This is a genomic window from Streptomyces sp. NPDC059994 (assembly GCF_042737755.1).
In the GTDB taxonomy this organism is placed as follows: Bacteria; Actinomycetota; Actinomycetes; order Streptomycetales; family Streptomycetaceae; genus Streptomyces.
Window position 1 is genome coordinate 80,709 of the sequence record NZ_JBHWUR010000009.1, and the last position, 25,943, is coordinate 106,651.

The following is a 25,943-nucleotide window of genomic DNA, read 5'->3' on the forward strand; positions in this document are numbered from 1 at the left end:
CAACAGGATCAGCGGGACAGGGCCGCCGCGTCCCCCATCACGACCACCGGGGTGCGCGCCGGGTCGAGCGCGCGCAGCAACTGCCGCATCCGGTCCCGGGGAAGAGCCACACAGCCCTGCGTCGGGCCGCCGTGGTCGACGTGCAGCCAGATCCCGCCGCCGCGCCCGGCGCCGAGCGGCCGGGTCCAGTCCAGCGGGGTGGTCCCGGGCGCGCGGTTGTAGTTGACCGCCACCACGTAGTCGAAGGACCCGGCGAGCGGCTCGCCCTCGACGCCGGTGCCGCGCGCGGTGAACCCGGGCCCGTGGTCGTACGGGAGACGGGTGCCGGGGTCGGCGAGGCGGCCGCCCGCGTCGGTGAGGCCGAACACCCCGACGGGCGAGCGCAGATCGCCCGCCCGGTGCTCGCCGGTCCAGCCGCGCGCCGCGTTGCGTGCGGGCCAGGGGCCGTCGGCGGGCAGCCAGCCCTTGACCCGGTCGCGGGTGTAGAGGACGGCGGTGGCCCGGTTGGCGTCGGGCCCCTCGCCGGTGACGACGAGCGCCTGGGTGCTGGCGGCGGGGATACGGGCGCGGGTGGCGGGGCCGAGCGCGGGTATCTCGCGGGGGCGTACGGGTTCGGGCGCGGCCCGCCCCGCGTGCGCGCCCACGGCGTCGGTGCCGACGTCGGTGCCGACGTCGCTGCTGACGTCGCTGCTGACGTCGCTGCTCACGTCGGCGAGCGTGCCGGGCCCGTCACCCTCGTCCCGGACGCCCTGGCCGTCGTTCCCGCACCCGGTCAGCAGCAGGGTCGCCAGGGAGAGGGCGACCCAGGCGCCCCGGGTGGCACGCACGGACATGGCGGGGCCTTTCTTCGCGGGGACTTTCGTGGAGACGTTCGCGGGGACTTTCGCGGAGACGTTCGCGGAGACGTTCGCGGAGACGGCGGTCACTTCCGCCTCCCCTCGGGGGTGGGGTTCCTGGTGGGCGGGGGAGTGTCCCAGGTCGCGGTGTCCAGGACGCCGCGGACCTCGTCGGCGAGGCGGTCGGTGCCGTTGCCGGTGCCGGTCCCGCCCGCACACAGGCTCGCGAACAGGGCCGTTCCGGGGTTCCCGGTGGCGCGCAGGGTCGTGTACTGCGCGCTGCCGCCGATCCGGCGGCAGCCGGGCCACACCTCGCCGGAGCGGACGAACGCCGCCCCGTTCGGCGCCACCTTGGTGCCGAAGTCCCCGCCCCGCACCAGAGTGAGCGAAAGCAGGACGCCCCCGGGGCCCAGCCGCTCCACGGGCTGGCAGAGCATGCCCGACCCGCCCGGCCTCTTCAGCTCCGGGCAGGTCCGCTCGTACGGCTGGAGCCGCTGCGAGGCCACGAAACCGGTCGCCTGGACCTTGCGGGTCTCCTCGCCCGGCAGCCACAGCGCGTCCCAGGACGCGGGCAGCCGCAGCACCAGGCCGTCGAGCTCGGGGAAGGGCGCCCGCACCCCGGCGGCCCCGGTCACCGCCTGCGGCGGGGTCGCGGCGGGGGGCACGCCGTGCCGCTCGGTGCGCAGCGCGTCGGGCAGCAGCGCGCCGGCCGCCACCAGCGAGACCACCGCGACGGCCGCACCCCCGGCGGCCCGCCGCCGCCTGCGCCGCGCCAGCCGCTCGCGCACCTTGTCGAGGCGGCTCGCGGGGACGGGCGGCTGGGGCACGGCCCGCTCCAGCAGGATCCGCAGCGCCTGCTCGTCGTCGGGGAGGCCGTGGCCCGGGGAGCCGTGGCCAAGGAAGCCGTCGTCACTCATGGCGCTCCTCGATCAGTACGGGCAGCAGCGTCCGCAGGGTGCGCAGCGCCTTGGCGGCCTGGCTCTTGACGGTGCCCGGCGCACAGCCGAGCACCGCCGCCGTCTCCTCGACACCCAGGTCCTCGAAGTAGCGCAGCACCACGACCGCGCGCTGGCGGGCGGGCAGCGCGCGGACGGCCGCCGCCAGCGACTGCTCCAGGTCCACGCCCTCGTACGCGTCGAACGGACCGGCGGCGTCCGGGAGTTCGCCGTGCGGGACCTCGCCCCGCCAGCGCCGCCGCCACCAGGAGGTGTAGGTGGTCACCAGCGTCTTGCGCAGATACGCCTCGGGGTGGTCGTCGGCTATCCGGTGCCACTTCGGCCAGACCTTGGCGAGCGCCGTCTGGAGCAGGTCCTCCGCCAGGTGCGCGTCGCCGGTCAGCAGCCAGGCCACCCGCAGCAGCCGGGGGCCCCGGGCGGCGACGAACTCCTCGAATCCGTCGGGTGCGTCGGGGGCCATCGTCGTGTCCTCGTCTGTCTGTCCGGGCTCTCACACCTGTCGAACGCGGTGGGGTGCCCGCCGGGTTGCCCCGGGCACGCGGAAGGGCCCGGATCCGCAGGAGGATCCGGGCCCTTCGTGACGCGTGCGGCGGACTACTTCTCCGCGCCGACTTCTCCGCGCCTACTTCTCCGTGCCTACTTCTCGGTGCCTACTTCTCCGTGCCCTTGGCCACGACCGGCTTGCGGAGCTGGATGTTGAGCTCGCGCAGACGCGACTCCTCCAGCTCGCTGGGCGCGCCCATCATCAGGTCCTGCGCGTTGCCGTTCAGCGGGAACGCGATCGTCTCGCGGATGTTGGGCTCGTCCGCGAGGAGCATCACGATGCGGTCGACGCCCGGGGCGATGCCACCGTGCGGCGGGGCGCCGAGGCGGAACGCCTTGAGCATGCCGCCGAACTCCCGCTCCACGGTCTCCCGGTCGTAGCCCGCGACCTCGAACGCCTTGAACATGATGTCGGGCTCGTGGTTGCGGATCGCGCCCGAGGACAGCTCGATGCCGTTGCAGACGATGTCGTACTGCCATCCCAGGACGTCCAGCGGGTCCTGGGTCTCCAGGGCCTCAAGGCCGCCCTGCGGCATCGAGAACGGGTTGTGCGAGAAGTCGATCTTGCCGGTCTCCTCGTCCTTCTCGTACATCGGGAAGTCGACGATCCAGCAGAACCGGAAGACGCCCTCCTCGAAGTGGCCGGCGCGCCTGGCGGCCTCGACGCGGACCGCGCCCATGATCTTGGAGACCTCGTCGTACTCGCCCGCGCCGAAGAACACGGCGTGACCGGCGGCCAGGCCGAGGCGCTCGGTGAGGACCTTGATGTTCTCCTCGGTGAGGAACTTGGCGATCGGGCCCGCGAACGTGCCGTCCTCGCCGACGCGGATCCAGGCCAGGCCCTTGGCGCCGTGCTCGACCGCGTACTCGCCCAGGCCGTCGAAGAACTTGCGGGACTGGCCCGCCACGTCCGGCACCGGCAGCGCGCGCACGTGCTTGCCCGCGAACGCCTTGAACTCCGAGCCCTCGAAGACATCGGTGATGTCGACGAGTTCGAGCTGGGCGCGCAGGTCCGGCTTGTCGTTGCCGTACTTCAGCATCGACTCGCGGAACGGGATACGCGGGAACGGCGAGGTGACGTGGCGGCCGCCGCCGAACTCCTCGAACAGCTCGGTCATGAGCTTCTCGATCGGCTGGAAGACGTCCTCCTGCTCGACGAAGCTCATCTCGACGTCGAGCTGGTAGAACTCGCCCGGCGAGCGGTCCGCGCGGGCGTCCTCGTCGCGGAAGCAGGGCGCGATCTGGAAGTAGCGGTCGAAGCCCGAGATCATCAGCAGCTGCTTGAACTGCTGGGGGGCCTGCGGCAGCGCGTAGAACCTGCCGGGGTTCAGCCGGGACGGGACGACGAAGTCGCGGGCGCCCTCGGGGGAGGTCGCGGCGAGGATCGGGGTCGCCATCTCGTTGAAGCCGAGCGCGGTCATCTTGTGGCGCATCGCCGAGATGACGGCGGAGCGCAGCATGATGTTGCGGTGCATGCGCTCGCGGCGCAGGTCGAGGAAGCGGTACTCCAGGCGCCGCTCCTCGTTGACGCCGTCCTCGGCGTTGATCGTGAACGGCAGCGGGCCGGCCGCGCCGAGCACCTCGACCTCGCCGACCTCGATCTCGATCTCGCCGGTCGGCAGGTCCGCGTTCACGTTCTCGGCGCCGCGCGAGACGACCTTGCCGTCGATCCGGACGACGGTCTCCTTGGAGAGCTTGTCCAGGACCTCCGCGCCGGCCGTGCCGGGGCGGGCGACGAGCTGCGTGATGCCGTAGTGGTCGCGCAGATCGATGAAGAGGATGCCGCCCAGGTCTCGGCGATTGTGCAGCCAGCCGCTCAGCCGGACGTCGGTACCGACGTCGGAGGCGCGGAGCTCGCCGCAGGTGTGGGACCTGTACCGATGCATTTCTTCATCCAGTTCTTCGCGTGACAGGCGGGAAACAGTCCCTCCAGGTTACCGGCCGGGCCGAACACCTCTCGCCGGTATAAATCCGGCTGCCTAGAGTGGGGATCATGCGCACCGAGGACGTCCTGGCTGCGATCGCCACCGGGCTGTGGCGCTGGGACAACGCGTCCGGAACGGTCACGCTCGACGCCGAGGCCGCCCGCCTGCTCGGCCTGCCCCCCGAGCGTGCCGAGCTCACCGGGGCCGCCGTGCGCTCCCGCTTCCACCCGGTCGACTGGAACGAGGTCGACCAGATCGTGGCCCTCGCGCTCGCGGAGGGCACCCTCGCCGAGGCCCGGCTGCGGATCATGGACGAGAACGGCCGGGTGCTGCGTACGGTACGCAGCCGCTCCAAGCCGCTGCGCAAGTCCACCCCCGGGAACAGCGGGGACGGCCTGGACTACGTCCTGGTCGGCACCCTCCAGGAGGTCGCGGAGCCGCAGCCCGGCACCACGGCCGCGCACACCTCCATCACCGGCGACTGGCGCCGCTCCCGCGAGGCGTTCCTGCTGGACGCGGGGCGGGCACTGGCCGAGGCCCGCTCCACGGCCGAGGTGCTGCGGGTGGCCGCCTCCCTGTCCATGCCGGGCTTCTCGCCGGACGGCCTCGCCGTCTTCGGGGTCGCGGGCGACCGCCTCTCGATCATCGGCCACCACGGGCACAACCCGGGCGACGACGGCCCCTTCGCGGACATGCAGCTGGACACGGACTACCCGGCCGCCGACGTCGTACGGACCGGCCGGGCCATCTACCTCCCCAGCCCCGAGGAGTACCGCCGCCGCTACCCGGCCACCTGGCCGCTCGCCCAGCGCTTCGACCGCCGGTCCTGGGCCTTCCTGCCGCTGATCGTGGCCGGCAGGACCATGGGCACCTGGATGGCGGCATTCAAGCACCCGGTGGCGTTCACACCCGACGAGCGCTCGGTCCTGACGACGGTGGCGCGCATGCTGGCCCAGGCGCTGGCGCGGGCGGGCGAGGCCGAGTCCGAGCGGGAGCTCTCGCTCGGACTCCAGCGCTCGATGATGCCCACGCTCGGCCCGGAGATCCCGGAGATGACGGTCGCCGCGCGCTATGTGCCGACCGGCGGCGGACTCCAGGTGGGCGGCGACTGGTACGACATGATCCCGCTGCCGTCCGGCCGGTTCGCCCTGGTCATCGGGGACGTCCAGGGCCATGACGTACGGGCCGCCGGGCTGATGGGCCAGCTCCGCATCGCCCTGCGGGCGTACGCGAGCGAGGGCCACCGCCCCGACGCGGTCCTCTCGCGCGCCTCGCGCTTCCTGTACGGGATCACCGAGTCGTACGGGGAGTCCTACGCGGGTGACGACGACCACCCGCGCTTCGCGACCTGCCTCTACATCGAGGTCGACCCGGCGACCGGCACCCTCGACATCGCCCGGGCCGGACACCCCGACCCGGTGATCCGCACCGCCGAGGGCACGGCGCTGATCCGCCAGACGTCGGGCGGCCTCCCCCTGGGCATCGAGGCGGACTCGGACTACCCCACCACCCAGCTCGTCCTGGAGCCGGGCGAGACGATGATGATCTGCACGGACGGCCTGATCGAGACCGGCGGCCACGACATGGGCTCCGGCTGGACACGGCTGCGCCCGGTCCTGGAGGAGGACAACGGGGCCAGCCTGGAGGAACTGGCGGACGCCCTGGTCCAGGCGGTGCACGGACCTCCCTCGCACCACACGGTGGGCCCGCTGGCCGACCGCCGCGAGGACGACATCGCGGTGCTGCTGCTGTGCCGCAACAGCGATGTGTGCGGCTGCGGCACGGGCCCGGGCGCCGGGGTGGTCCCGGCCCGCCGCACCGCCGTGACCGTCGCCCAGACCGAGCCGCACCGCATCGCGGGGGTCCGCCGCGAGCTGCGCGAGCTGCTGCACGACTGGGCGGACGACGAGCAGGTGGACGCGGCGGTCCTGATGGTCTCCGAGATGGTCACCAACGTCCTGGTCCACACGGACGGCCACGCGCTCCTGGTGGCCGAGGCCACCGGCACCCCGGGCACGCGCTGTCTGCGGGTGGAGGTGGCCGACGCCAGTGACGACCTGCCGCACAAGCGCCGCCCCGGCGAGATGGCGTCCAGCGGGCGCGGCCTGGTGCTGATGGAGATGCTCGCGGACCGCTGGGGGGTCGATCCCAGGGGCGAGGGCAAGTCGATCTGGTTCGAGCTCTACGAGGGGCCGGACGGGGGTTCCGCCGGTGCGGGCGGCTCCTCGGTGGCGTAACGCTTCCGCAGCTCGCTGAACACGCCGAACCCGGCGGCTGCCACGGGCACGGCGAGCAGCATCCCGAGCAGCCCGGCCACGCCGGCCCCCGCCGTGATGGCGATCATGACCATCGCGGGATGCATCTGCACGGTCCGGCTCTGGATCATCGGCTGGAGGATGTGCCCCTCCAGCTGCTGTACGGCGAGGACGACCCCGAGCGCCCAGAGCGCGATGCCGATCCCCCGGTCGGCGAGCGCCACGAGGACGGCGACGGCGCCGGAGACGAAGGCGCCGAGGTAGGGGATGTACGCCCCGATGAACACGAGCGCGCCCAGCCCCACGGCACCGGGGACCCTGAGGATCAGCAGCCCGACGGTGATGCAGAGGGCATCGATGAGGGCGATGATCGTGGTCCCGCGCATGAACCCTTCCACGGCCTCGAAGGCGCGCCGGGCCATGGCCTCGACGGTGGGCCCGGTGCCGCGGGGGGCGAGGGAGTGGGCGAGGCCGACGGCCCGGTCGGAGTCCTTCAGGAAGAAGAAGGTCAGGAACAGCGAGAGCACGCCCGTCGCGATGAGCGAGCCGACGATGCTGAGCCCGGTGAGCAGCCCCGAGGCGGCGCTGGCGCCGAACTTCCCGAGCAGCTTCTTGGCGTTGTCGGCGAGGCTGGACACCCCGTCGCCACTGGCGACCCCGAAGTGATCGGCGAGCCACGCGCCTGCTTGCCGCAGGGAATCGATGATCTGGTCGCCGGTGTCGATGAGGGCGCTGACGACGACGTACCCGGCGCCGCCGACGACGGCGACGAGCGCGACGCAGGTGAGCCCCGCGGCGAGCGACCGCTTCATCCGCAGCTTCAGCAGCCGCCGGAAGACGGGCCCGAGGAGGGCTGTCCCCAGCAGGGCGAGCAGTACGGGGGTGACGGCGGTCTTGAACACCACGCACAGCCAGATGGCGACGGCGGCGACACCGGTGACGAGCAGCACGACGACGCACCAGGCGGCGAGCCGCCGCGCGGGGTCGGGGAGTAGTGGCTTGCCGGGCTCCACGGGGCCAGCGCACCACGCCCGGTCCCCCTGCGCCCGTGGGGGGCGCCCGCCTGGGTGTTCCCCACCCCGCCCCTTCCCGAGACCCTCCGGGGGCGGGTGGGGGCTGAGGTGGCTCTCCCGGGGCTGGGCCCCCGGACCCCGTTGCGGGGCCCGCGGCCCCTGCACCCCGCTTCGGCGCCCCGGGTACCCCCGCTGGGGCTGCGCCCCCGCCCCCGCCCCCGCTTCGGGGCTCCGCCCCCCGGACCCCGTTTGTCTGCGGGCTGTCCGTGGCTGGTCGCGCAGTTCCCCGCGCCCCTGAAGGGCGGGGCCTGCGGCCCCTGCCCCGCTCCTCAAGCGCCGGAGGGGCTGAGCTTTGGCCGAGCCCCGCGCCTCGCACGCCCGAGGGACTGAGTTTGGGCCGAGCCCCCTTGCCTTTAGGGGCGCGGGGAACTGCGCGGCCAGCCCCCACCGGGCCTGCGGAAAAACGAGGGGTTCGGGGCGCAGCCCCGGCCGGGGGCCGGGGGCGCAGCCCCCGGGTACCCACCTCCGCCCCCTCCCACCCCCGGAGGGTTCAGGGAAGGGGCGGGGTGGGGTGGGGCTCACATGCCGTGGACCGCCGGGATCGTCCCCAGACGACCCTTCTGGAAGTCGTCGAACGCCTGCTGCAGCTCATCCCGCGTGTTCATCACGAACGGCCCGTAGTGCGCCATCGGCTCACGAATGGGCCGGCCCCCAAGCAGCACGACCTCCAGATCCGGCGTGTGGCCGTCCTGCGTCGCGTCCGCCCGGACCGTGAGCGACCCACCGTCACCGAAGACGGCCGTCTGGCCCATGTGGACGGGCCGGCGCCCCGCACCCACCGACCCCCGCCCGGCCAGCACGTACGCCAGCCCGTTGAAGTCCGACCGCCAGGGAAGCGTGACCTCCGCCCCGGGGCGGATCGTCGCGTGGATCATCGTGATGGGGGTGTGGGTGATGCCAGGACCCTCGTGGCCGTCCAGCGCCCCCGCGATCACGCGGAGCAGCGCACCCCCGTCCGGCGAGGTGAGCAGCTGGACCTGGCCGCCGCGGATGTCCTGGTAGCGCGGGTCCATCATCTTGTCCGCGGCGGGGAGGTTCACCCACAGCTGGAGGCCGTGGAAGAGGCCGCCCGAGGTGACCAGGGACTCCGGCGGCGCCTCGATGTGGAGCAGGCCGGAACCGGCCGTCATCCACTGGGTGTCGCCGTTCATGATCGTCCCGCCGCCACCGTTGCTGTCCTGGTGGACGAAGGTGCCGTCGATCAGGTACGTCACGGTCTCGAAGCCGCGGTGCGGGTGCCAGGGCGTGCCCTTGGGCTCGCCCGGCGCGTACTCCACCTCACCCATCTGGTCCATCATGATGAACGGGTCGAGGTACTGGTAGTTGATCCCGGCGAACGCGCGCCGCACCGGGAACCCCTCCCCCTCGAAGCCGCCCGGCGCTGTGGAAACGGCGAGCACGGGACGCGGCACCGCACCTTCCGGCGCGGCCACTCGCGGCAGGGTGAGCGGGTTTTCGACGGTCACAGCAGGCATGGGACGGCCCTCCTCGCGGGATGCTCAGCATCCAAAGTAGTTGAATGGTGAACAGTCGGCAAGGCGTGCTGATTCCCGGAGGTGTCGCAGAGAGGCTCCGCAGGGGTTCCACAGAGGCTCCGCAGGTGTTCCGCAGGGGTTCCACAGAGGCTCCGCAGGGGTTCCGCAGGAGTTCCGGGGACGCCCCACCCCCGTGAAGTCGGCCGGAAATCGGCCGCGAAACGGGGCCGGGCAGCCCGAGCCGCCTCAGCCGTACATCCGCCGCATCGCGAAGTCCACCATCTGCTCGACCGCCTTCGCGTCGAACACCATCCGGTGGTCGCCCTCCATGTCGAGGACGAAGCCGTACCCGGTCGGGAGCAGGTCGATGACCTCCGCGCCGGTGATCACGAAGTACTTCGACTCCTTGCCCGCGTACCGCCGCAGCTCCTTGAGCGACGTGAACATCGGGATGACCGGCTGCTGGGTGTTGTGCAGGGCCAGGAAGCCGGGATTGTCGCCGCGCGGGCAGTAGACCTTCGAGCCCGCGAAGATCTGCTGGAAGTCCTCGGCCGAGAGCGAGCCCGTGGTGAACGCCCGCACCGCGTCCGCGAGCGAGGGCGGCGACGGCTCGGGGTACAGCGGCTGCTCCCCGTAGGAAGGCTGCGGCTGGGCGTACTGCTGCTGAGCACCCTGGTTCTGGTCGTAGCCGTACATGGGCGCAAGAGTAGTGCGCCACATATGTGCCCAGAGGGGTTGCGTCTTATTACCGACGGGTAGCATCATCGTAGCTACTTGCTGGTACAGATGTAACCGATCCTGCTTACGGAGCCGTCGCCATGGGGCACTACAAGTCGAATCTCCGCGACATCGAGTTCAACCTCTTCGAGGTCCTCGGACGCGACAAGCTGTACGGCACCGGCCCGTTCGCCGAGATGGACGTCGACACCGCCAAGACCATCCTCGACGAGATCGCGCGCCTCGCCGAGAACGAGCTGGCCGACTCCTTCGCGGACGCCGACCGCAACCCGCCGGTGTTCGACCCGGAGACCAACACCGCGCCGGTCCCGGCGTCCTTCAAGAGCTCCTACAAGGCGTTCATGGACAGCGAGTACTGGCGCCTGGGCCTGCCGGAGGAGATCGGCGGCACCGTATCGCCGCGCTCGCTCATCTGGGCCTACGCCGAGCTGCTCCTGGGCGCCAACCCGGCCGTCTGGATGTACTCGTCCGGTCCGGCGTTCGCGGGCATCCTCTTCGAAGAGGGCAACGAGGCGCAGAAGAAGGTCGCCGAGATCGCCGTCGAGAAGCGCTGGGGCTCGACGATGGTCCTGACCGAGCCGGACGCCGGTTCGGACGTCGGCGCCGGCCGCACCAAGGCGGTCGAGCAGCCCGACGGCTCCTGGCACATCGAGGGCGTGAAGCGCTTCATCACCTCCGGTGAGCACGACATGGAGGAGAACATCCTCCACTACGTCCTCGCCCGCCCCGAGGGCCACGGCCCCGGCACCAAGGGCCTCTCGCTCTTCCTGGTCCCGAAGTTCCACTTCGACTGGGAGACCGGCGAGCTGGGCGAGCGCAACGGCGTGTACGCGACGAACGTCGAGCACAAGATGGGCCTCAAGGCCTCCAACACGTGCGAGATGACCTTCGGCGACAAGCACCCCGCCAAGGGCTGGCTGATCGGCGACAAGCACGACGGCATCCGCCAGATGTTCATGATCATCGAGTTCGCCCGCATGATGGTCGGCACGAAGGCCATCGCGACGCTGTCGACGGGTTACCTGAACGCGCTTGAGTACGCCAAGGAGCGCGTCCAGGGCAGCGACCTCTCGCAGTTCATGGACAAGTCCGCGCCCAAGGTGACGATCACTCACCACCCGGACGTGCGCCGCTCCCTGATGACGCAGAAGGCGTACGCCGAGGGCATGCGCTCCCTCGTGCTCTACACCGCCGCCGTCCAGGACGCGATCCAGGTCAAGGAGGCCGCGGGCGAGGACGCGAAGTCCCTCGTCGGCCTCAACGACCTGCTGCTGCCGATCGTGAAGGGCTACGGCTCGGAGAAGTCGTACGAGAAGCTGTCGTCCGAGTCGCTGCAGACCTTCGGCGGCTCCGGGTACCTCCAGGAGTACCCGATCGAGCAGTACATCCGCGACGCCAAGATCGACACCCTCTACGAGGGCACCACGGCGATCCAGGGCCAGGACTTCTTCTTCCGGAAGATCGTCCGCGACCAGGGCGCCTCGCTCAACCTCCTCTCCGAGGAGATCAAGAAGTTCCTCGCCGAGCAGTCGGGCCACGAGGAGCTGGGCGGCGCGCTCGACTCGCTGGCCAAGGCCGCGGTGGACCTGGAGGCGATCGTCGGCACGATGATCACCGACCTGACCGCCACCGGCGAGGACGTCAAGAACATCTACAAGGTGGGCCTCAACACCACCCGCCTGCTGATGGCGTCCGGTGACGTCGTCGTCGGCTACCTGCTCCTCAAGAGCGCGGCCGTCGCCGCCGAGAAGCTGCCGTCGGCCTCCGCCAAGGACGTCCCGTTCTACACCGGCAAGATCGCCGCCGCGAAGTTCTTCGCCGCGAACATCCTGCCGGGCGTCGGCGCCGCCCGCGCGCTGGCCGAGACCGTCGACAACTCCCTGATGGAGCTGGACGAGGCGGCCTTCTAGACCGTCCCCCGGCCTCCTTCCAGGCCGCCGGACGAAGGGCCCGCTTCCCGCTGGGGAAGCGGGCCCTTGTCCGTCAGCGGCCCTCGTTAAGGTGAACACATGAGCACACCCTCCCGCTTCGACCGCGGACACACCGACGACCTGATGTCCTTCCTCGCGGCGAGCCCGTCGCCGTACCACGCGGTGGCGAACGCGGCCGCGCGGCTGGAGAAGGCCGGATTCCAGCAGGTGCGGGAGACGGACGCGTGGGACGCGACGAGCGGCGGGAAGTACGTGCTGCGCGGCGGCGCGATCATCGCGTGGTACGTGCCGGAGGGCGCGGCGGCGCACACCCCGTTCCGGATCGTGGGCGCGCACACCGACTCGCCCAACCTGCGGGTCAAGCCCCTGCCGGACACCGGGGCGTACGGCTGGCGCCAGATCGCCGTGGAGGTCTACGGCGGCACGCTCCTGAACACCTGGCTGGACCGCGACCTGGGCCTGGCCGGCCGCCTCACCCTCCGCGACGGCTCGCACGTCCTGGTCAACGTGGACCGCGCGCTGCTGCGCGTCCCCCAGCTGGCGATCCACCTGGACCGCTCGGCCAACGACGGCCTCAAGCTGGACCGGCAGAAGCACCTCCAGCCGATCTGGGGCCTCGGTGACGTCGCGGAGGGCGACCTGATCCGCTTCCTTGAGCAGGAGGCGGGGCTGGCCGAGGGCGAGGTCACCGGGTGGGACTTGATGGTGCACTCGATCGAGCCGCCGTCGTACCTGGGCCGGGACAAGGAGCTGCTGGCCGGGCCCCGGATGGACAACCTGATCTCGGTGCACGCGGGCGCGGCGGCGCTCGCGGCCTCGGCGTCGGCCTCGGCGTCGGCCTCGGATCTGTCGTTCATCCCCGTCCTGGCGGCCTTCGACCACGAGGAGAACGGCTCACAGGCCGACACCGGCGCGGACGGGCCGCTGCTCGGCACGGTCCTGGAGCGGTCGGTCTTCGCGCGCGGCGGTACGTACGAGGACAAGGCGCGCGCCTTCGCGGGCACGGTCTGCCTGTCCTCCGACACCGGCCACGCCATCCACCCCAACTACGCGGAGCGCCACGACCCGACGCACCACCCGCGCGCCAACGGCGGCCCGATCCTGAAGGTCAACGTCAACCAGCGTTACGCGACGGACGGTTCGGGCCGAGCGATCTTCGCGGCGGCGTGCGAGCGGGCCGGGGTGCCGTGGCAGCACTTCGTGTCCAACAACGCGATGCCGTGCGGGACGACGATCGGGCCCATCACGGCGGCGCGCCACGGCATCCAGACGGTGGACATCGGGGTGGCGATCCTGTCGATGCACAGCGCGCGCGAGCTGTGCGGGGCGGATGACCCGTATCTGCTGGCGAACGCCCTGCTGTCGTTCCTACAGGGCTGACCCCCGCCCCCGCTGGGGCTGCGCCCGGATCCCCTGTCCGTCTGCGGGCCCGGTGGGGGCTGGTCGCGCAGTTCCCCGCGCCCCTAGGCATCTCCAGCTCCTCCGGCGTTTGAGGAGCGGGGGCGGGGCGGGGGCGGAGCCCCGGCCCCCGGGGCGGGGGCGGGGTGCAGGCCCAGCGGGCCGCAGCCCCAACGGGGTGCAGCCCCAACGGGGTGCAGGGGCCGCAGGTCCCGCGACGGGGGGCCGGGGGCGTAGCCCCCGGGAAACCCACCTCAACCCCCCCCCCCCCCCCCCCGGGGGTTGGGGACGGGGGGGGGGGGGGGACGCGGCCCAGCCCCCCCCGCCCCGCGGCCCCCCGGGCCCCGCCCCCGCCACCAACCGCACCGGCACCCCCCAGTCCTGCTGATGCACATGACACGCCGGGTACTCGTTCGACGGGTCGTCGTCGCAGGACGCCGCCATCGCGGACACGTGCAGGACGCCCTCCGCAACCGACGGGTTCAGGGTCAGGTCACGGAACAGGTCCGTCCCCGTCCCCTCTCCGGCCTCCAGCAGCTCCGCCGGCGTCGAGGAGACGATCAGCCGCGTCGACGGGCCGTACCGCGTGTCCAGCTTCTGGCCGGCCGGGGCCTGGAAGACCACGTCGAGCCGGAGCGCGCCCGGCGCGACCTCGGTCGCGGCCCGCTGCGTACGGTGCGCCACCGCGTCCACCCGTACGGCAGACTCCGGCAGCCGCAGCCGCGTCAGCCGGTGCCGGGCCGACTCGACGACCACGATGTCGTCCCCGACGAGCACCGCGTCGCTCGGCTCGCGCAGGTCCGTGGCGAGCGTGCTGACTTCCCCGGACGCCGGGTCGTAGCGCCGCAGCGCGTGGTTGTACGTGTCGGAGACCGCCACCGAGCCGTCCGGCAGCGCGGTGACACCCAGCGGGTGCTGGAGCAGCGCCTGCCCCGCCTCCCCGTCCCGGTGGCCGAAGTCGAACAGGCCGGTTCCGACCGCCGTGCCAACCACATAGCCAGAACCGTCGCGCTCCACGTACCGCAGCGCCGAGTTCTCGGAGTCGGCCACCCACAGCCGGTCCCCGTCGGCCGCGAGGCCGGACGGCTGCGCGAACCACGCCTCGGCGGCCGGGCCGTCGACGAGGCCCTCCTGCGTCGTCCCGGCCGCGACCTCGACGGTCCCGCTCTCCGGGTCGTACGTCCACAGCTGGTGCACCCCGGCCATGGCGATCCACACCTTGCCCTGCCACCAGGCGACGTCCCACGGCGAGGAGAGCTCGACCTCCAGGGCCGGTCCGGACGTGGGCGAGCCCTGCCACCACTGCTTGCCGGTGCCCGCGACCCGTACCACCTCGCCGGTCTCCGGGTCGAAGACCCGCAGCGCGTGGTTGACGGTGTCCGCGACGATCACGCGCCCGTCCGGGAGGAGCGCGAGCCCCTGCGGCTCCTTGAACTGATCATCGCCGATCCGCCGTACGACCGTCTCCCCGTCCGGCGCGAGCTCGACCAGCTGGTGCCGGGTGGAGTCGGAGACCAGGAAGTTGCCCGAGCCGGGCAGCGACACAGCCTTCCCCGGGAAGCGCAGATCCGTCGCCTCCGGCTCCGGCGGCACATACGGCCCGTCCCCGCGCCGCAGCGTCCCCTTCGCCGCGTGCTCGGCCTCCAGCTCCTCCACCAGCTTCTCGATGGCGTGAGCATGCCCCTCGCCCGCGTGCTGGCCGACGATGTACCCCTCGGGGTCGATCACGACGAGCGTGGGCCAGGCCCGTACCGCGTACTGCTTCCAGGTCGCGAGCTCCGGGTCGTCCAGGACCGGGTGGTGCACCTGGTAGCGCTCCACGGCGTCGACGACGGCCTGGTGGTCGGCCTCGTGCACGAACTTCGGCGAGTGCACCCCGATGATCACCACGGTGTCGCGGTGCTTCTCCTCCAGCTCCCGCAGCTCGTCCAGGACGTGCAGACAGTTGATGCAGCAAAACGTCCAAAAATCGAGAATGACGATCCTCCCCCGCAGGTCGGCGAGGGTGTACTGCTGGTCACCGGTGTTCAGCCAGCCGCCCTTGCCGATCAGCTCGGGGGCCCGAACGCGTGCACGTGTAGCCATAACCCCATCCAACCCCAAAAGCAGGGGTACGCATTCCGCCATGAAATATCTGGTGCGCGACAAGATCTTCGCGATCGGGGACGACTACTGGATCGAGACCGAGGACGGCCGCCAAGCCTTCCTCGCCGACGGCAAGGCGCTGCGGCTGCGGGACACGCTGGAGCTGAAGGACCCGACCGGACGGGTCCTGATCACTCTGCGCAAGAAGATGTTCAGCGTCAGGGACGCGATGACCATCGAGCGGGACGAGCGGCCGCTGGCCACGATCCGCCGCAAGCGGCTATCGCTGCTGCGCAACCACTACCGCGTCGCTCTGGCCGAGGGCACCGAGCTCGACGTCTCGGGCAGGATCTTCGACCGCGAGTTCACGGTCGAGTACGAGGGAGAGCTGCTCGCGCACGTCTCGCGCCGCTGGTTCCACGTCCGCGAGACGTACGCGGTGAACGTCGTCCGCGAGGACGCGGACGCGGCGCTGCTGATCGCGGTGGTGGTGTGCGTGATCCGGATGGACGAGCGGGAGCGGGGGCCGGACCGCGACGGCTAGGGCCTGTCCGGCGGACGGGCCCCGGCCCCCTGGCTCATGTCACGCCCCCGGCGTCCGCATCCCCAGCCGGCGGTCCTTCAGCGCCGGGAACTGCTCCCGCGTCGCCGCCACCTTCTCCGGGTCCAGCTCGACCGTGAGGACCTCCTCGCCCTCGCCCGCCTCCGCCAGGACCTCGCCCCAGGGGTCGACCACGATGCTGTGGCCCGCCTGCGGGACGCCCGCGTGGCTGCCGCCGGTGCCGCAGGCCAGGACGTACGCCTGGTTCTCGACCGCCCGCGCGCGGGCAAGCAGCGTCCAGTGCGCCAGGCGCCTGGCGGGCCAGCCCGCGGGGATCACGAAGGTCTGGGCACCCGCGTCGACCAGGCCCCGGAACAGTTCGGGGAAGCGCAGGTCGTAGCAGGTCGCCAGGCCCAGCGTGGTCCCCGGCAGCGCGACGGTGACCAGGTCGGCGCCCGCGCTCATCAGCACCGCCTCGCCCTGGTCGAAGCCGAAGCGATGGATCTTCCGGTAGGTGGCCGTCAGTTCGCCCTCGGGCGAGAAGACCAGGGAGGTGTTGTAGAGCCCGCCGTCCGCGCCGCGCTCGGGGATGGAGCCCGCGTGCAGCCAGACGCCCGCGTCCCGCGCGGCCTTTGACATCGCCTCATGCGTCGGTCCGTCAGCGGCCCGTTCCGCCTCGGCCGCGAAGCTCTCGTACGCGAAGGCGCCCACGGTCCACAGCTCCGGCAGCACCACGAGGTCGGCGCCCGCCTGCTCGCGCACGAGCGAAGCCGCCCGCTGCCTACGGGAATCGACCGATTCCCGGGGGTCTACACCGAATTGGATGAGGGAGGCGCGCACACTACCACCGTCCTGGCATTCGAGTCGTCAACACGGGCCTACGATCGTCACACGAAAGCACTGCCGGGGTGCCTTTCGGCAGCGTAACTTAACTGCCACAGCGCCCAGCCCGCGTACGTACAGAACCGCCGAGGGGTCCCGTGACCGTCCATCCCAGCCTCCAGACCTACGCCGACGCCTGGACCCACTCCATCGAGGCGATAACCGAGCTGGTGATGCCGCTCGTCGAGGGGGAGTGGAACCGCGCCACACCATGCCCGGCGTGGTCGGTGCGCGACATCGTGTCGCACATCATCGGGATGGAGTGCGAACAGCTCGGCGACCCGCGCCCGATCCACACCCTGCCGCGCGATCTCTACCACGTACAGAGTGAGTTCGCGCGCTACATGGAGATGCAGGTCGATGTGCGCCGGCACCACACCGCGCCGGAGATGACCTCGGAGCTGGAGTACACGATCATCCGCCGGGCGCGGCAGCTGCGCAACGAGAACCGGGCTCCCGACACCATGGTCCGCGCCCCGCTCGGCGCCGAGCAGACGCTGGAACTGGCGCTGCGGATGCGGGCGTTCGACGTGTGGGTGCACGAACAGGACCTGCGGTGGGCGCTGGGCAAGCCGGGCAACCTCGACTCGCCGGGCGCGTACGTCGTCCGCGACATCCTGCTGCACACGCTGCCGAGAGTGGTCGCCAAGGACGCCGGGGCCCCGCCGAACTCGGCGGTCGTCTTCGACGTCCACGGGCCGGTGGAGTTCCTGCGTACGGTACGGGTGGACGCCGACGGGCACGGCACGGTCGACGGCGCCCCCTCGCTCGGCCCGCTCGCCACGATCGCGCTGGACTGGGAGACGTTCGTCCGCCTGGCCTGCGGCCGGGTGCGCCCGCACGCCGTCGCGGACCGGGTGAAGACCGAGGGCGACCAGGAGCTGGCGGCGGCGATCCTGCGGGACTTCGCGGTGACGCCGTAAGCGGTGACGCCGTAAGCGGAGAGGCCGTAGGCCGGTCCGCTTAGGGGTGCTACGCGGGGACGTGCACCGCCTCCACCCGGCTCGCCACCAGGCGTTCCCGTTCGCGGTGCGCCGCGCGGCCGCGCAACCGCAGGATCTGGGTGACGCCCAGCGCCTGAAGGACGAACACCGAGGCGAACGCGATCCGGTAGTTGTCGCCGGTCGCGTCGAGCAGCACGCCCACCGCGAGCAGCGTCGTCATCGAGGCCGTGAAACCACCCATGTTGACGATTCCCGAGGCCGTGCCCTGACGCTCCGGCGGGTTGGCCGGGCGGGCGAAGTCGAACCCGATCATCGACGCGGGACCGCAGGCGCCGAGCACCACGCAGAGGGTGATCAGCAGCCACATCGGCGAGTGCGGCGCGGGGTAGGCGACGGCGCCGGCCCACAGCGCGGCGGTCGCCCCGACCGTGCCGAGGGCGAGCGGCGTGCGGGCCGCGTGGTGGCGGGCGATGACCTGCCCGTACACCAGGCCCACCACCATGTTGGACAGCACGACCAGGGTCAGCAGCTCGCCGGCCGTCCCCCGGGAGTGGCCCTGCGCCTCGACCAGATACGGCATCCCCCACAGCAGCAGGAACACCATGGCCGGGAACTGCGTGGTGAAGTGCACCCACATCCCCAGCCGCGTCCCCGGCTCGCGCCAGGACTCGGCGATCTGGCGGCGTACGTAGGCGGCCCCGGCGTGGGTGACGGGCGCGGGCTCGTGGCCCTCGGGGTGGTCGCGCAGGAACAGGAGCAGCAGGACGAGGACGGCCACTCCGGCGAGCGCGCTGCCCGCGAAGGTCTGCGTCCAGCCGATCCCGTGCAGCGCGCGGGAGATGACGATGGTGGAGACGAGGTTGCCCGCCACTCCGAAGAGCGCCGCCACCTGCGCTATCAGCGGGCCCCGCCGGGCGGGGAACCAGCGCGAGCCGAGCCGCAGGACGCTGATGAACGTCATCGCGTCGCCGCAGCCGAGCAGGGCGCGGGAGGCGAGGGCGGTGCCGTACGAGGGTGAGAGCGCGAAGCCGAGCTGCCCGGCCGTGAAGAGCACGACGCCCAGGGTGAGCACCTTCTTGGTGCCCAGACGGTCGACCATGAGGCCGACGGGTATCTGCATCCCCGCGTAGACGAGCAGCTGGAGTATGGAGAAGGTGGAGAGCGCGGAGGCGTTGACGCCGAACCGGTCGGCGGCGTCGAGCCCGGCGACGCCGAGGCTGGTGCGGAAGATGACGGCGACGAAGTAGACGCAGACGCCGACGCCCCAGACGAGGGCGGCGCGGCGCCCGCCGGGAGGGTCGCCCGGCAGGGAAGGGCTCGCTCCTGCTGCGGCGGAGCTCATCGTTCCTCACCCCGGACCAGGACCTTGACCCAGCTCAGGTGCTGGCGCACACAGTGCGCGGCGCGCTCGGCGTCGCCGGCCCGGATGGCCTCCAGCATCTCCTCGTGCTCGGCGATGTTCTTGGCGATCCGGTCGGGCTGGGCGTGCATCACGGCGACGCCCATCCGCAGCTGCCGGTCGCGCATCTGGTCGTAGAGCCGGGAGAGGATCTCGTTCCCGGCGTTGCGGACGATCTCGGCGTGGAAGCAGCGGTCGGTGACGGCGACGGCGGCGAGGTCGCCGGCCGCCGCGTTCGCCTTCTGCTCCTCCAGGAGCTCTTCGAGCCGTGCGATCAGCCGCCCGGGCGCGGGGACCGCCCTGCGGGCGGCGAACTCCTCGACCAGGAGCCGGGTTTCGACCACGTCGGCGGTCTCCTGCGCGGAGACGGCGATGACGAGGGCGCCCTTCTTGGGGTAGAGCCGGATGAGCCCTTCCACTTCGAGCTTGAGCAGCGCCTCGCGCACGGGCGTGCGCGACACCCCGACGGCCTCGGCCAGCTCGCCCTCGGTGAGGAGCGTCCCGCCCTCGTACCGCCGGTCGAGTACGGCCTGCTTGACGTGCATATAGACGCGGTCGGCGGCAGGCGGCTGCTTCACGGAGGCCGGTGCGGGCGTGACGGCGGAGGCGGGAGCGGACGGCATGCGCACAGGATAGATACAACAGTTGTCCATCAGAAAGGGGGCGTCCGGATGCCGAAACGCCTCTCGCCTCCTCGGCCGCACGGCAGTGCCCCCGGACGCACGGGCGTCCGGGGGCACTCACACTCGCTTACGCCCAGGTGATCAGCCGCTTGGGCTGCTCCAGGACCGCCGCCACATCGGCCAGCACCTTGGATCCCAGCTCGCCGTCGACCAGGCGGTGGTCGAAGGACAGCGCCAGCGTGGTGACCTGGCGGGGCTTCACCTTGCCCTTGTGGACCCAGGGCTGGAGCTTGATCGCACCGACCGCGAGGATCGCGGACTCGCCCGGGTTCAGGATCGGGGTGCCCGTGTCGACGCCGAACACGCCCACATTGGTGATGGTGACCGTGCCGCCCTGCATCGCCGCCGGAGACGTCTTGCCCTCGCGGGCCGTCGACACCAAGTCGCCCAGGGACGCCGCCAGCTGCGGCAGCGTCTTGTCGTGGGCGTCCTTGATGTTCGGGACGATCAGACCGCGCGGGGTGGCCGCCGCGATGCCCAGGTTCACATAGTGCTTGAGGACGATCTCCTGCGCCGCCTCGTCCCACGACGCGTTGACGTCGGGGTTGCGCTTGATCGCGACGAGCAGGGCCTTGGCGATGAGCAGGAGCGGGTTGACCCGCAGCCCCGCCATCTCCTTGTCGCCCTTCAGCTCCTCGACCAGCTTCATCGTGCGCGTCACGTCCACCGTCACGAACTCGGTGACGTGCGGCGCCGTGAACGCCGAGCCGATCATCGCCTGCGCGGTCGCCTTGCGTACGCCCTTGACGGGGATACGGGTCTCGCGCGCGTCCGTGGAGACAACGGCCGCGACGGGCGCGGGAGCTGTATCACGTGAAACAGGGGCCGGTTCTGCCACCGGGGCCGCCGCCGCGTGGACGTCGTCGCGGGTGATGACGCCGTCCGGGCCGGTCGGGACCACGCTCGCCAGGTCGATGCCCAGGTCCTTGGCCAGCTTGCGGACCGGCGGCTTCGCCAGCGGCCGGGCGGCCGGGGCGGCGCCGTGGCCGTTCAGCTCGGCCGGCACGGCCACGGCCTGCCCGGGGACCGAAGCCCCCTTGCGCGGGCGGCGCTTGGTGGAGGACTCCGCGACCCCGTAGCCGACGAGGACCGGCTGGCGGCCCTTGGGCGCCTCAGGCTCCTCGGCGGCCGGGGCCTCGGCGACCGGTGTCTGGACGGGGGCGGCGGCCTCGGCGGCCGGCTCACCGGAGCCCGGGGCCACGTCCACCGAGATGATCACCTCGCCGACGTCCACCGTCGTGCCCTCGGGAAAGCGCAGCTCGTGCACCACCCCGTCGAAGGGGATCGGCAGCTCGACGGCCGCCTTCGCCGTCTCCACCTCGCAGACGACCTGGCCGTCGGTGACCGTGTCGCCGGGCTGGACGTACCACTTGAGGATCTCCGCCTCGGTGAGCCCCTCGCCGACGTCCGGCATCTTGAACTCGCGGAAGCGGGCAGAAGTTTCAGTCATGGTCACGGGACTCCTCAGTACGCCAGCGAGCGGTCGACGGCGTCGAGCACCCGGTCCAGACCCGGCAGGTACTCCTCCTCCAGGCGCGCCGGCGGGTACGGGGCGTGATAGCCGCCGACCCTGAGCACCGGTGCCTCCAGGTGGTAGAAGCTGCGCTCGGTGATCCGCGCGGCGATCTCCGCGCCCGCGCCGTAGAACACCGGCGCCTCGTGGACGACCACCAGGTGGCGCGTCTTCTCCACCGACGCCTGGACCGCGTCGAAGTCGATCGGGGACATCGAGCGCAGGTCCAGGACCTCGATCGACTTGCCCTCCTCGGCGGCGGCCGCGGCGGCCTCCACGCAGACCTTCACCATCGGACCGTACGCCACCAGCGTCAGGTCCGAACCGGCCACGACCGTACGGGCCTTGTGCAGCGGACCGGGGATGGCCTCGGTGTCGACCTCGCTCTTGTCCCAGTAACGCCGCTTGGGCTCGAAGTAGATGATGGGGTCGTCGGACTGGATGGCCTGCTGCATCATCCAGTACGCGTCGGAGGCGTTGGAGGGCGAGACCACCTTGAGGCCGGGGATGTGCGCGAAGAGCGCCTCCGGGGACTCGCTGTGGTGCTCTACCGCGCCGATGCCGCCGCCGTAGGGGATGCGGATGACGACCGGCAGCTTGATCTTTCCGAGCGCGCGGGCGTGCATCTTCGCGAGCTGGGTGACGATCTGGTCGTACGCCGGGAAGACGAAGCCGTCGAACTGGATCTCCACGACCGGGCGGTAGCCGCGCAGGGCCAGGCCGATCGCGGTGCCGACGATGCCCGACTCGGCGAGCGGGGTGTCGATGACCCGGCCCTCGCCGAAGTCCTTCTGGAGCCCGTCGGTGACCCGGAAGACGCCGCCGAGCTTGCCGACGTCCTCACCCATGATCAGGACCTTGGGGTCGTTCTCCATCGCCTTGCGCAGCGACTCGTTGATCGCCTTCGCGATGGGAAGCTTCTGTACGGTCATGGCTACTTGCCCTCCCCCGCGGCGAAGCCGCCATCGGACTCAGTCGCGAACGACGCCTGGTAGGCCGCGAACTGGGCCCGCTCCTCGTCGACGAGCGCGTGCCCGTCGGCGTAGATGTTCTCGAAGATGGCCATCCGGTCCGGGTCGGGCATGGCGCGGACCGCCTCGCGGACCTGCTTGCCGAGCGTCTCGGACTCCTCTTCGAGGGAGGTGAAGAACGCCTCGTCGGCGTGCCCCTCGTTCTCCAGGTACGTCTTCAGCCGCAGGATCGGGTCCTTGGCCTCCCACGCCTCGCGCTCCTCGTCGGCCCGGTACTTGGTCGGGTCGTCGGAGGTGGTGTGCGCGCCCATCCGGTACGTGAACGCCTCGACCAGGGTCGGCCCCTCGCCGCGCCGGGCCCGCTCCAGGGCGGACCGGGTCACGGCCAGACAGGCCAGCACGTCGTTGCCGTCGACCCGGATGCCGGGGAAGCCGTAGCCCTGGGCGCGCTGGTAGAGCGGCACCCGGGTCTGCTTCTCGGTCGGCTCCGAGATCGCCCACTGGTTGTTCTGGCAGAAGAACACGACCGGGGCGTTGTAGACGGCGGAGAAGGTGAACGACTCCGCGACATCGCCCTGGCTGGAGGCGCCGTCGCCGAAGTACGCGATCACGGCCGAGTCCGCGCCGTCCTTGGCCACACCCATGGCGTAACCGGTCGCGTGCAGCGTCTGCGAGCCGATCACGATCGTGTACAGGTGGAAATTGTTGCTGTTGGGGTCCCAGCCGCCGTGGTTCACACCACGGAACATGCCGAGGAGGTTGGTGGGGTTGACCCCCCGGCACCAGGCGACACCGTGCTCGCGATAGGTCGGGAACACATAGTCGTCGTCGCGCAGAGCGCGGCCGGAGCCGATCTGGGCGGCCTCCTGGCCGAGCAGCGAGGCCCACAGGCCCAGCTCGCCCTGGCGCTGCAGTGCGGTGGCCTCGGCGTCGAAGCGCCGGGTCAGCACCATGTCGCGGTAGAGCCCGCGCAGCTCTTCGGGGGTCAGGTCAACGTCGTAGTCAGGGTGCTCGACCCGCTGGCCCTCGGGCGTCAGCAGCTGTACGAGCTGGGGTTCGGCGACAGCCTTCCCGGCGCTGCTACCGGTGCGCTTGCTGCTGCGTCGCGGTTTGCGCGCGGCAGTGCTCTCCACGGTCACGTGCGTGCTCCTCCGTCTGTCCGGCCCCCGGGTTCGCCGGTGTGGCCAGTTGCGGCTCCTCGCCTGCTTCCGGTCGCGGTGCACGGGGGTGGGTGCGCCTCACCGGGAACCAGGCGTGACAGGTGCCCCGGCGAGCGCCCTGTCATAGGCACGTTACCCAGTGCTGCGCATTACTGCGAAACCCCATTTGACCTGCGATTTTGCTTGGATTTCCAAGTAAATCGAGAAAGTCGGGAACAACCACTGGTCACAGCCTTGCAGGCCGCCGGAACAACGGCACGTTATCCCGGTCACCTGCGGCACGGGAAGAGCGAATGTGTGAGACTGCCTCCGTGCGCGAACCAGGCAAAATCACCGTATTCCTGCTCGACGACCACGAAGTGGTCCGCCGTGGCGTCCACGAAATGCTCTCCGTCGAGGAGGACATCGAGGTGGTCGGCGAGGCCGGCACCGCGACGGATGCCCTGGTCAGGATCCCTGCGACGCGTCCGGACGTGGCTGTGCTCGACGTCCGGCTGCCGGACGGGAGCGGCGTGGAGGTCTGCCGCGAGATCCGCTCCCAGAACGAGGACATCAAATGCCTGATGCTGACCTCGTTCGCGGATGACGAAGCCCTCTTCGATGCGATCATGGCGGGTGCGTCCGGATATGTCCTCAAGGCGATCCGGGGCAGCGAACTGCTCTCGGCGGTACGGGACGTGGCGGCGGGCAAGTCCCTGCTCGACCCGGTCGCCACGGCCCGGGTCCTTGAGCGCCTGCGCGACGGCGGCACGGCCAAGCGCGACGACCGCCTGGCCAACCTCACCGAGCAGGAACGCAGGATCCTCGACCTGATCGGCGAGGGCCTCACGAACCGGGTGATCGGCGAACGCCTGCACCTGGCAGAGAAAACGATCAAGAACTATGTCTCGTCGCTGCTGTCGAAGCTGGGGATGGAGCGGCGGTCGCAGGCGGCGGCGTATGTGGCAAGAATCCAGGCCGAACGCCATTAGCCCCACGAGTCCCCCACCCCGCCCCTTCGCCTAGACCCTCCGGGGGTGGGTGGGGGGTGAGGGTGGTCTCCCGGGGGCTACGCCCCCGGACCCCTTTGCGGGGCCTGTGCGGCCCCTGCACCCCGCTCACGGGGGCTCCGCCCCCCGGTAACCCCCACCGGGGCTGCGCCCCCGCCCCCGCTTCGGGGCTCCGCCCCGGACCCCGCTCCCCAAACGCCGCAGGGGCTGAATTTCGGCCGGGCCCCGTTCGTCTGCGGGCCGCCCCTGGCCGGTCGCGCAGTACCCCGCGCCCCTTGAATGCCGCTGCGCGGCAATCCCCTGGGCGCCCCGAAGAGGCGCTTTTAGGGGCGCGGGGAACTGCGCGAGCAACCACAACCGACCCGCAGACAAACACCGGGCCAAAAAGGGGCACGGGGAACTGCGCGACCAGCCCCCACCGAACCCGCGGACGAACAAGGGACCCGGGGGGCGGAGCCCCGTAGATCGGCCCACCGAGCCAAGGGGCTCGGGGCGCAGCCCCAGGCGGGGCCCCACCGCGTGGACGGCGAGCCCTTCGAGCCCGTCCCTCTATGCATCGAACGCCAGTTCGTAACCGTCCACTCGTTGGACTATTCCACAGAGCCACACCTGCGCCACGCCGTGTGATCTAACATCTGGCGCGTGCCGCGCTCATATGCAACCCCGCCCGTGAGGGATCTGCTTCGCCGATTCGCCTCGCTGGGCGAGCCGCTCACCTGCGAACCCGTCGCCCAGGGCCTCCTCAACCGCGGTTACCGCCTCGCCACCACCCGCGGCGAGTTCTTCCTGAAGCACCACCTCGACGGCGACCGCGAGGCCATCGCCCGCCAGCACGACGCCACCCGCCGCCTCCAGGCGCTCGGCGTGCCCGTCGCGCCCCCCGTACCGGACTCCGACGGCGACACCGTCACCGTCCTCGGCGGCCGCTGCTACGCCCTGCACCCATGGGTCCACGGCCGCCACCGCGACGGCGCCCAGCTCAGCGCCGTCGGCTCGCGGCGGCTCGGCGCACTGCTCGGCCTCGTCCACATCTGCCTGGAGGAGGTGATGGAGGGGCGGGACGAGCACGCCGACCACCTCAGCGCCGACCCCGCCGACACCTTCGCCCTCATCGACGACCTGCTCGCCCGCGCCCGCCGGCGCCGCCCCCGCGACTCCTTCGACGAGCTCGCCGAACACCGGCTGCGCGAGCGCCGCCACCTCATCGAGCAGCACGCCCACCGCCGCCCGCCCCCGCAGAACGCCGGCGGCTGGGTGCACGGCGACTTCCATCCGCTGAACCTGCTCTACCGCGGCAAGGAGCCCGCCGCGATCGTCGACTGGGACCGCCTCGGCGTCCAGCCCCGCGCGGAGGAGGCGGTACGGGCCGCCGTGATCTTCTTCGTACGCCCGGCCGGGGAGCTGGAGCTGGACAAGGTGCGCGCGTACGCCCGCGCGTACCGGGGAGCCACCGGCGCGGACCCGGCGGAGCTCGCCGCCGCCGTCCACCGCGTGTGGTGGGAGCGGCTCAACGACTTCTGGATCCTGCGCTGGCGCTACCAGCTCCAAGACCGAAGGGCCGACCCGCAGTTCCCTGCGGCGTCGGCCCTGGCGGTCTGGTGGACCCGCGAATACGAGGCGGTGTGCGAGGCGTTCGCGGGGTGAGG

20 protein-coding genes and 1 pseudogene are annotated in these 25,943 nt (G+C 71.6%); 7 read left to right on the forward strand and 14 right to left on the reverse strand.

What is annotated here, in order from left to right:
• Nucleotides 1-8: 8 nt before the first annotated feature.
• The 4 genes from ACFWA7_RS08050 to aspS form a co-directional block, all read right to left on the reverse strand.
• Nucleotides 9-833 carry a L,D-transpeptidase family protein gene (locus ACFWA7_RS08050; RefSeq protein ID WP_385821692.1) on the reverse strand — a complete coding sequence of 275 codons (825 nt, stop codon included), beginning with the start codon at nucleotides 831-833 and terminating at the stop codon, nucleotides 9-11.
• 89 nt (nucleotides 834-922) lie between these two features.
• Nucleotides 923-1,753, reverse strand: coding sequence for a hypothetical protein (locus ACFWA7_RS08055; RefSeq protein ID WP_385821642.1), 831 nt, complete (start codon nucleotides 1,751-1,753; stop codon nucleotides 923-925).
• Nucleotides 1,746-2,252, reverse strand: coding sequence for a SigE family RNA polymerase sigma factor (locus ACFWA7_RS08060; protein WP_385543626.1), 507 nt, complete (start codon nucleotides 2,250-2,252; stop codon nucleotides 1,746-1,748). Before ACFWA7_RS08060 ends, ACFWA7_RS08055 begins: the two co-directional genes overlap by 8 nt.
• 190 nt (nucleotides 2,253-2,442) lie before the next feature.
• A complete protein-coding gene (aspS, locus tag ACFWA7_RS08065) occupies nucleotides 2,443-4,221 on the reverse strand; it encodes an aspartate--tRNA ligase (RefSeq protein ID WP_385543623.1) in 1,779 nt (592 codons plus the stop codon).
• Between the two features lie 107 nt (nucleotides 4,222-4,328).
• Between aspS and ACFWA7_RS08070 the strand changes: the two genes are divergently transcribed.
• Nucleotides 4,329-6,497, forward strand: coding sequence for a SpoIIE family protein phosphatase (locus ACFWA7_RS08070; protein WP_385543620.1), 2,169 nt, complete (start codon nucleotides 4,329-4,331; stop codon nucleotides 6,495-6,497).
• On the opposite strand, the gene ACFWA7_RS08075 is transcribed toward ACFWA7_RS08070, so the two are convergent.
• From ACFWA7_RS08075 to ACFWA7_RS08085, 3 genes are all read right to left on the reverse strand, one after another.
• Nucleotides 6,443-7,528: an AI-2E family transporter gene (locus ACFWA7_RS08075; RefSeq protein ID WP_385821644.1), complete on the reverse strand. Its 1,086-nt coding sequence runs from the start codon at nucleotides 7,526-7,528 to the stop codon at nucleotides 6,443-6,445. The two genes, ACFWA7_RS08070 and ACFWA7_RS08075, sit on opposite strands and share 55 nt — an antisense overlap.
• A 578-nt stretch (nucleotides 7,529-8,106) precedes the next feature.
• Nucleotides 8,107-9,063 (reverse strand): pirin family protein, encoded by a 957-nt coding sequence (locus ACFWA7_RS08080; RefSeq protein WP_385543614.1) that lies wholly within the window; start codon nucleotides 9,061-9,063, stop codon nucleotides 8,107-8,109.
• Between the two features lie 246 nt (nucleotides 9,064-9,309).
• The gene (locus ACFWA7_RS08085) at nucleotides 9,310-9,759 is read right to left on the reverse strand and encodes an SseB family protein (protein ID WP_361376051.1); all 450 of its coding nucleotides are present in this window, start codon (nucleotides 9,757-9,759) and stop codon (nucleotides 9,310-9,312) included.
• A 122-nt stretch (nucleotides 9,760-9,881) separates the two neighbouring features.
• Between ACFWA7_RS08085 and ACFWA7_RS08090 the strand changes: the two genes are divergently transcribed.
• Entirely contained in the window at nucleotides 9,882-11,711 is a 1,830-nt protein-coding gene (locus ACFWA7_RS08090) for an acyl-CoA dehydrogenase (RefSeq protein ID WP_385543611.1), read from the forward strand.
• A gap of 99 nt (nucleotides 11,712-11,810) precedes the next feature.
• Nucleotides 11,811-13,112: a M18 family aminopeptidase gene (locus tag ACFWA7_RS08095; protein ID WP_385821646.1), complete on the forward strand. Its 1,302-nt coding sequence runs from the start codon at nucleotides 11,811-11,813 to the stop codon at nucleotides 13,110-13,112.
• A 369-nt stretch (nucleotides 13,113-13,481) separates the two neighbouring features.
• On the opposite strand, the pseudogene ACFWA7_RS08100 reads toward ACFWA7_RS08095, so the two are convergent.
• Nucleotides 13,482-15,215, reverse strand: a pseudogene (locus ACFWA7_RS08100) (NHL domain-containing thioredoxin family protein); the annotation flags it as partial.
• 40 nt (nucleotides 15,216-15,255) lie between these two features.
• Between ACFWA7_RS08100 and ACFWA7_RS08105 the strand changes: the two are divergent.
• Entirely contained in the window at nucleotides 15,256-15,759 is a 504-nt protein-coding gene (locus tag ACFWA7_RS08105) for an LURP-one-related/scramblase family protein (RefSeq protein ID WP_385543602.1), read from the forward strand.
• A 39-nt stretch (nucleotides 15,760-15,798) separates the two neighbouring features.
• Here the strand turns inward: ACFWA7_RS08105 and ACFWA7_RS08110 are convergent, their stop codons facing one another.
• Nucleotides 15,799-16,596: a carbon-nitrogen family hydrolase gene (locus ACFWA7_RS08110; RefSeq protein WP_385543599.1), complete on the reverse strand. Its 798-nt coding sequence runs from the start codon at nucleotides 16,594-16,596 to the stop codon at nucleotides 15,799-15,801.
• A gap of 140 nt (nucleotides 16,597-16,736) precedes the next feature.
• On the opposite strand from ACFWA7_RS08110, the gene ACFWA7_RS08115 reads away from it, so the two are divergent.
• Nucleotides 16,737-17,561: a maleylpyruvate isomerase family mycothiol-dependent enzyme gene (locus tag ACFWA7_RS08115; protein WP_385543596.1), complete on the forward strand. Its 825-nt coding sequence runs from the start codon at nucleotides 16,737-16,739 to the stop codon at nucleotides 17,559-17,561.
• A gap of 49 nt (nucleotides 17,562-17,610) precedes the next feature.
• On the opposite strand, the gene ACFWA7_RS08120 is transcribed toward ACFWA7_RS08115, so the two are convergent.
• The 5 genes from ACFWA7_RS08120 to pdhA all read right to left on the reverse strand — a co-directional run bounded on the left by ACFWA7_RS08120 (nucleotide 17,611) and on the right by pdhA (nucleotide 23,287).
• On the reverse strand, nucleotides 17,611-18,924 hold the full coding sequence (locus ACFWA7_RS08120; protein ID WP_385543593.1) for a nitrate/nitrite transporter: 1,314 nt from the start codon (nucleotides 18,922-18,924) through the stop codon (nucleotides 17,611-17,613).
• Entirely contained in the window at nucleotides 18,921-19,604 is a 684-nt protein-coding gene (locus ACFWA7_RS08125) for a GntR family transcriptional regulator (protein ID WP_385543590.1), read from the reverse strand. The genes ACFWA7_RS08120 and ACFWA7_RS08125 overlap by 4 nt, the downstream gene beginning before the upstream one ends.
• Nucleotides 19,605-19,731: 127 nt before the next feature.
• Nucleotides 19,732-21,114 carry a dihydrolipoamide acetyltransferase family protein gene (locus ACFWA7_RS08130; RefSeq protein WP_385821648.1) on the reverse strand — a complete coding sequence of 461 codons (1,383 nt, stop codon included), beginning with the start codon at nucleotides 21,112-21,114 and terminating at the stop codon, nucleotides 19,732-19,734.
• A gap of 14 nt (nucleotides 21,115-21,128) precedes the next feature.
• Nucleotides 21,129-22,109, reverse strand: coding sequence for an alpha-ketoacid dehydrogenase subunit beta (locus ACFWA7_RS08135; protein WP_385543584.1), 981 nt, complete (start codon nucleotides 22,107-22,109; stop codon nucleotides 21,129-21,131).
• Between the two features lie 2 nt (nucleotides 22,110-22,111).
• Nucleotides 22,112-23,287, reverse strand: coding sequence for a pyruvate dehydrogenase (acetyl-transferring) E1 component subunit alpha (gene pdhA / locus ACFWA7_RS08140; protein WP_385543581.1), 1,176 nt, complete (start codon nucleotides 23,285-23,287; stop codon nucleotides 22,112-22,114).
• A gap of 332 nt (nucleotides 23,288-23,619) precedes the next feature.
• Between pdhA and ACFWA7_RS08145 the strand changes: the two genes are divergently transcribed.
• Both ACFWA7_RS08145 and ACFWA7_RS08150 read left to right on the forward strand, forming a co-directional pair.
• Nucleotides 23,620-24,279: a response regulator gene (locus ACFWA7_RS08145; protein WP_385543578.1), complete on the forward strand. Its 660-nt coding sequence runs from the start codon at nucleotides 23,620-23,622 to the stop codon at nucleotides 24,277-24,279.
• Nucleotides 24,280-24,939: 660 nt separating this feature from the next.
• Nucleotides 24,940-25,941 (forward strand): phosphotransferase, encoded by a 1,002-nt coding sequence (locus tag ACFWA7_RS08150; RefSeq protein ID WP_385550134.1) that lies wholly within the window; start codon nucleotides 24,940-24,942, stop codon nucleotides 25,939-25,941.
• Nucleotides 25,942-25,943: the final 2 nt, after the last annotated feature.

Bases quoted from the DNA above. Each gene is read 5' to 3' on its own strand.
- ACFWA7_RS08125 (WP_385543590.1), bottom strand. From the start codon at position 19,604: ATGCCGTCCGCTCCCGCCTCCGCCGTCACGCCCGCACCGGCCTCCGTG.
- ACFWA7_RS08135 (WP_385543584.1), bottom strand. From the start codon at position 22,109: ATGACCGTACAGAAGCTTCCCATCGCGAAGGCGATCAACGAGTCGCTG.
- ACFWA7_RS08095 (WP_385821646.1), top strand. From the start codon at position 11,811: ATGAGCACACCCTCCCGCTTCGACCGCGGACACACCGACGACCTGATG.
- ACFWA7_RS08070 (WP_385543620.1), top strand. From the start codon at position 4,329: ATGCGCACCGAGGACGTCCTGGCTGCGATCGCCACCGGGCTGTGGCGC.
- aspS (WP_385543623.1), bottom strand. From the start codon at position 4,221: ATGCATCGGTACAGGTCCCACACCTGCGGCGAGCTCCGCGCCTCCGAC.
- ACFWA7_RS08055 (WP_385821642.1), bottom strand. From the start codon at position 1,753: ATGAGTGACGACGGCTTCCTTGGCCACGGCTCCCCGGGCCACGGCCTC.
- ACFWA7_RS08050 (WP_385821692.1), bottom strand. From the start codon at position 833: ATGTCCGTGCGTGCCACCCGGGGCGCCTGGGTCGCCCTCTCCCTGGCG.
- ACFWA7_RS08130 (WP_385821648.1), bottom strand. From the start codon at position 21,114: ATGACTGAAACTTCTGCCCGCTTCCGCGAGTTCAAGATGCCGGACGTC.
- ACFWA7_RS08085 (WP_361376051.1), bottom strand. From the start codon at position 9,759: ATGTACGGCTACGACCAGAACCAGGGTGCTCAGCAGCAGTACGCCCAG.
- ACFWA7_RS08105 (WP_385543602.1), top strand. From the start codon at position 15,256: ATGAAATATCTGGTGCGCGACAAGATCTTCGCGATCGGGGACGACTAC.
- ACFWA7_RS08060 (WP_385543626.1), bottom strand. From the start codon at position 2,252: ATGGCCCCCGACGCACCCGACGGATTCGAGGAGTTCGTCGCCGCCCGG.
- ACFWA7_RS08080 (WP_385543614.1), bottom strand. From the start codon at position 9,063: ATGCCTGCTGTGACCGTCGAAAACCCGCTCACCCTGCCGCGAGTGGCC.
- ACFWA7_RS08090 (WP_385543611.1), top strand. From the start codon at position 9,882: ATGGGGCACTACAAGTCGAATCTCCGCGACATCGAGTTCAACCTCTTC.
- ACFWA7_RS08120 (WP_385543593.1), bottom strand. From the start codon at position 18,924: ATGAGCTCCGCCGCAGCAGGAGCGAGCCCTTCCCTGCCGGGCGACCCT.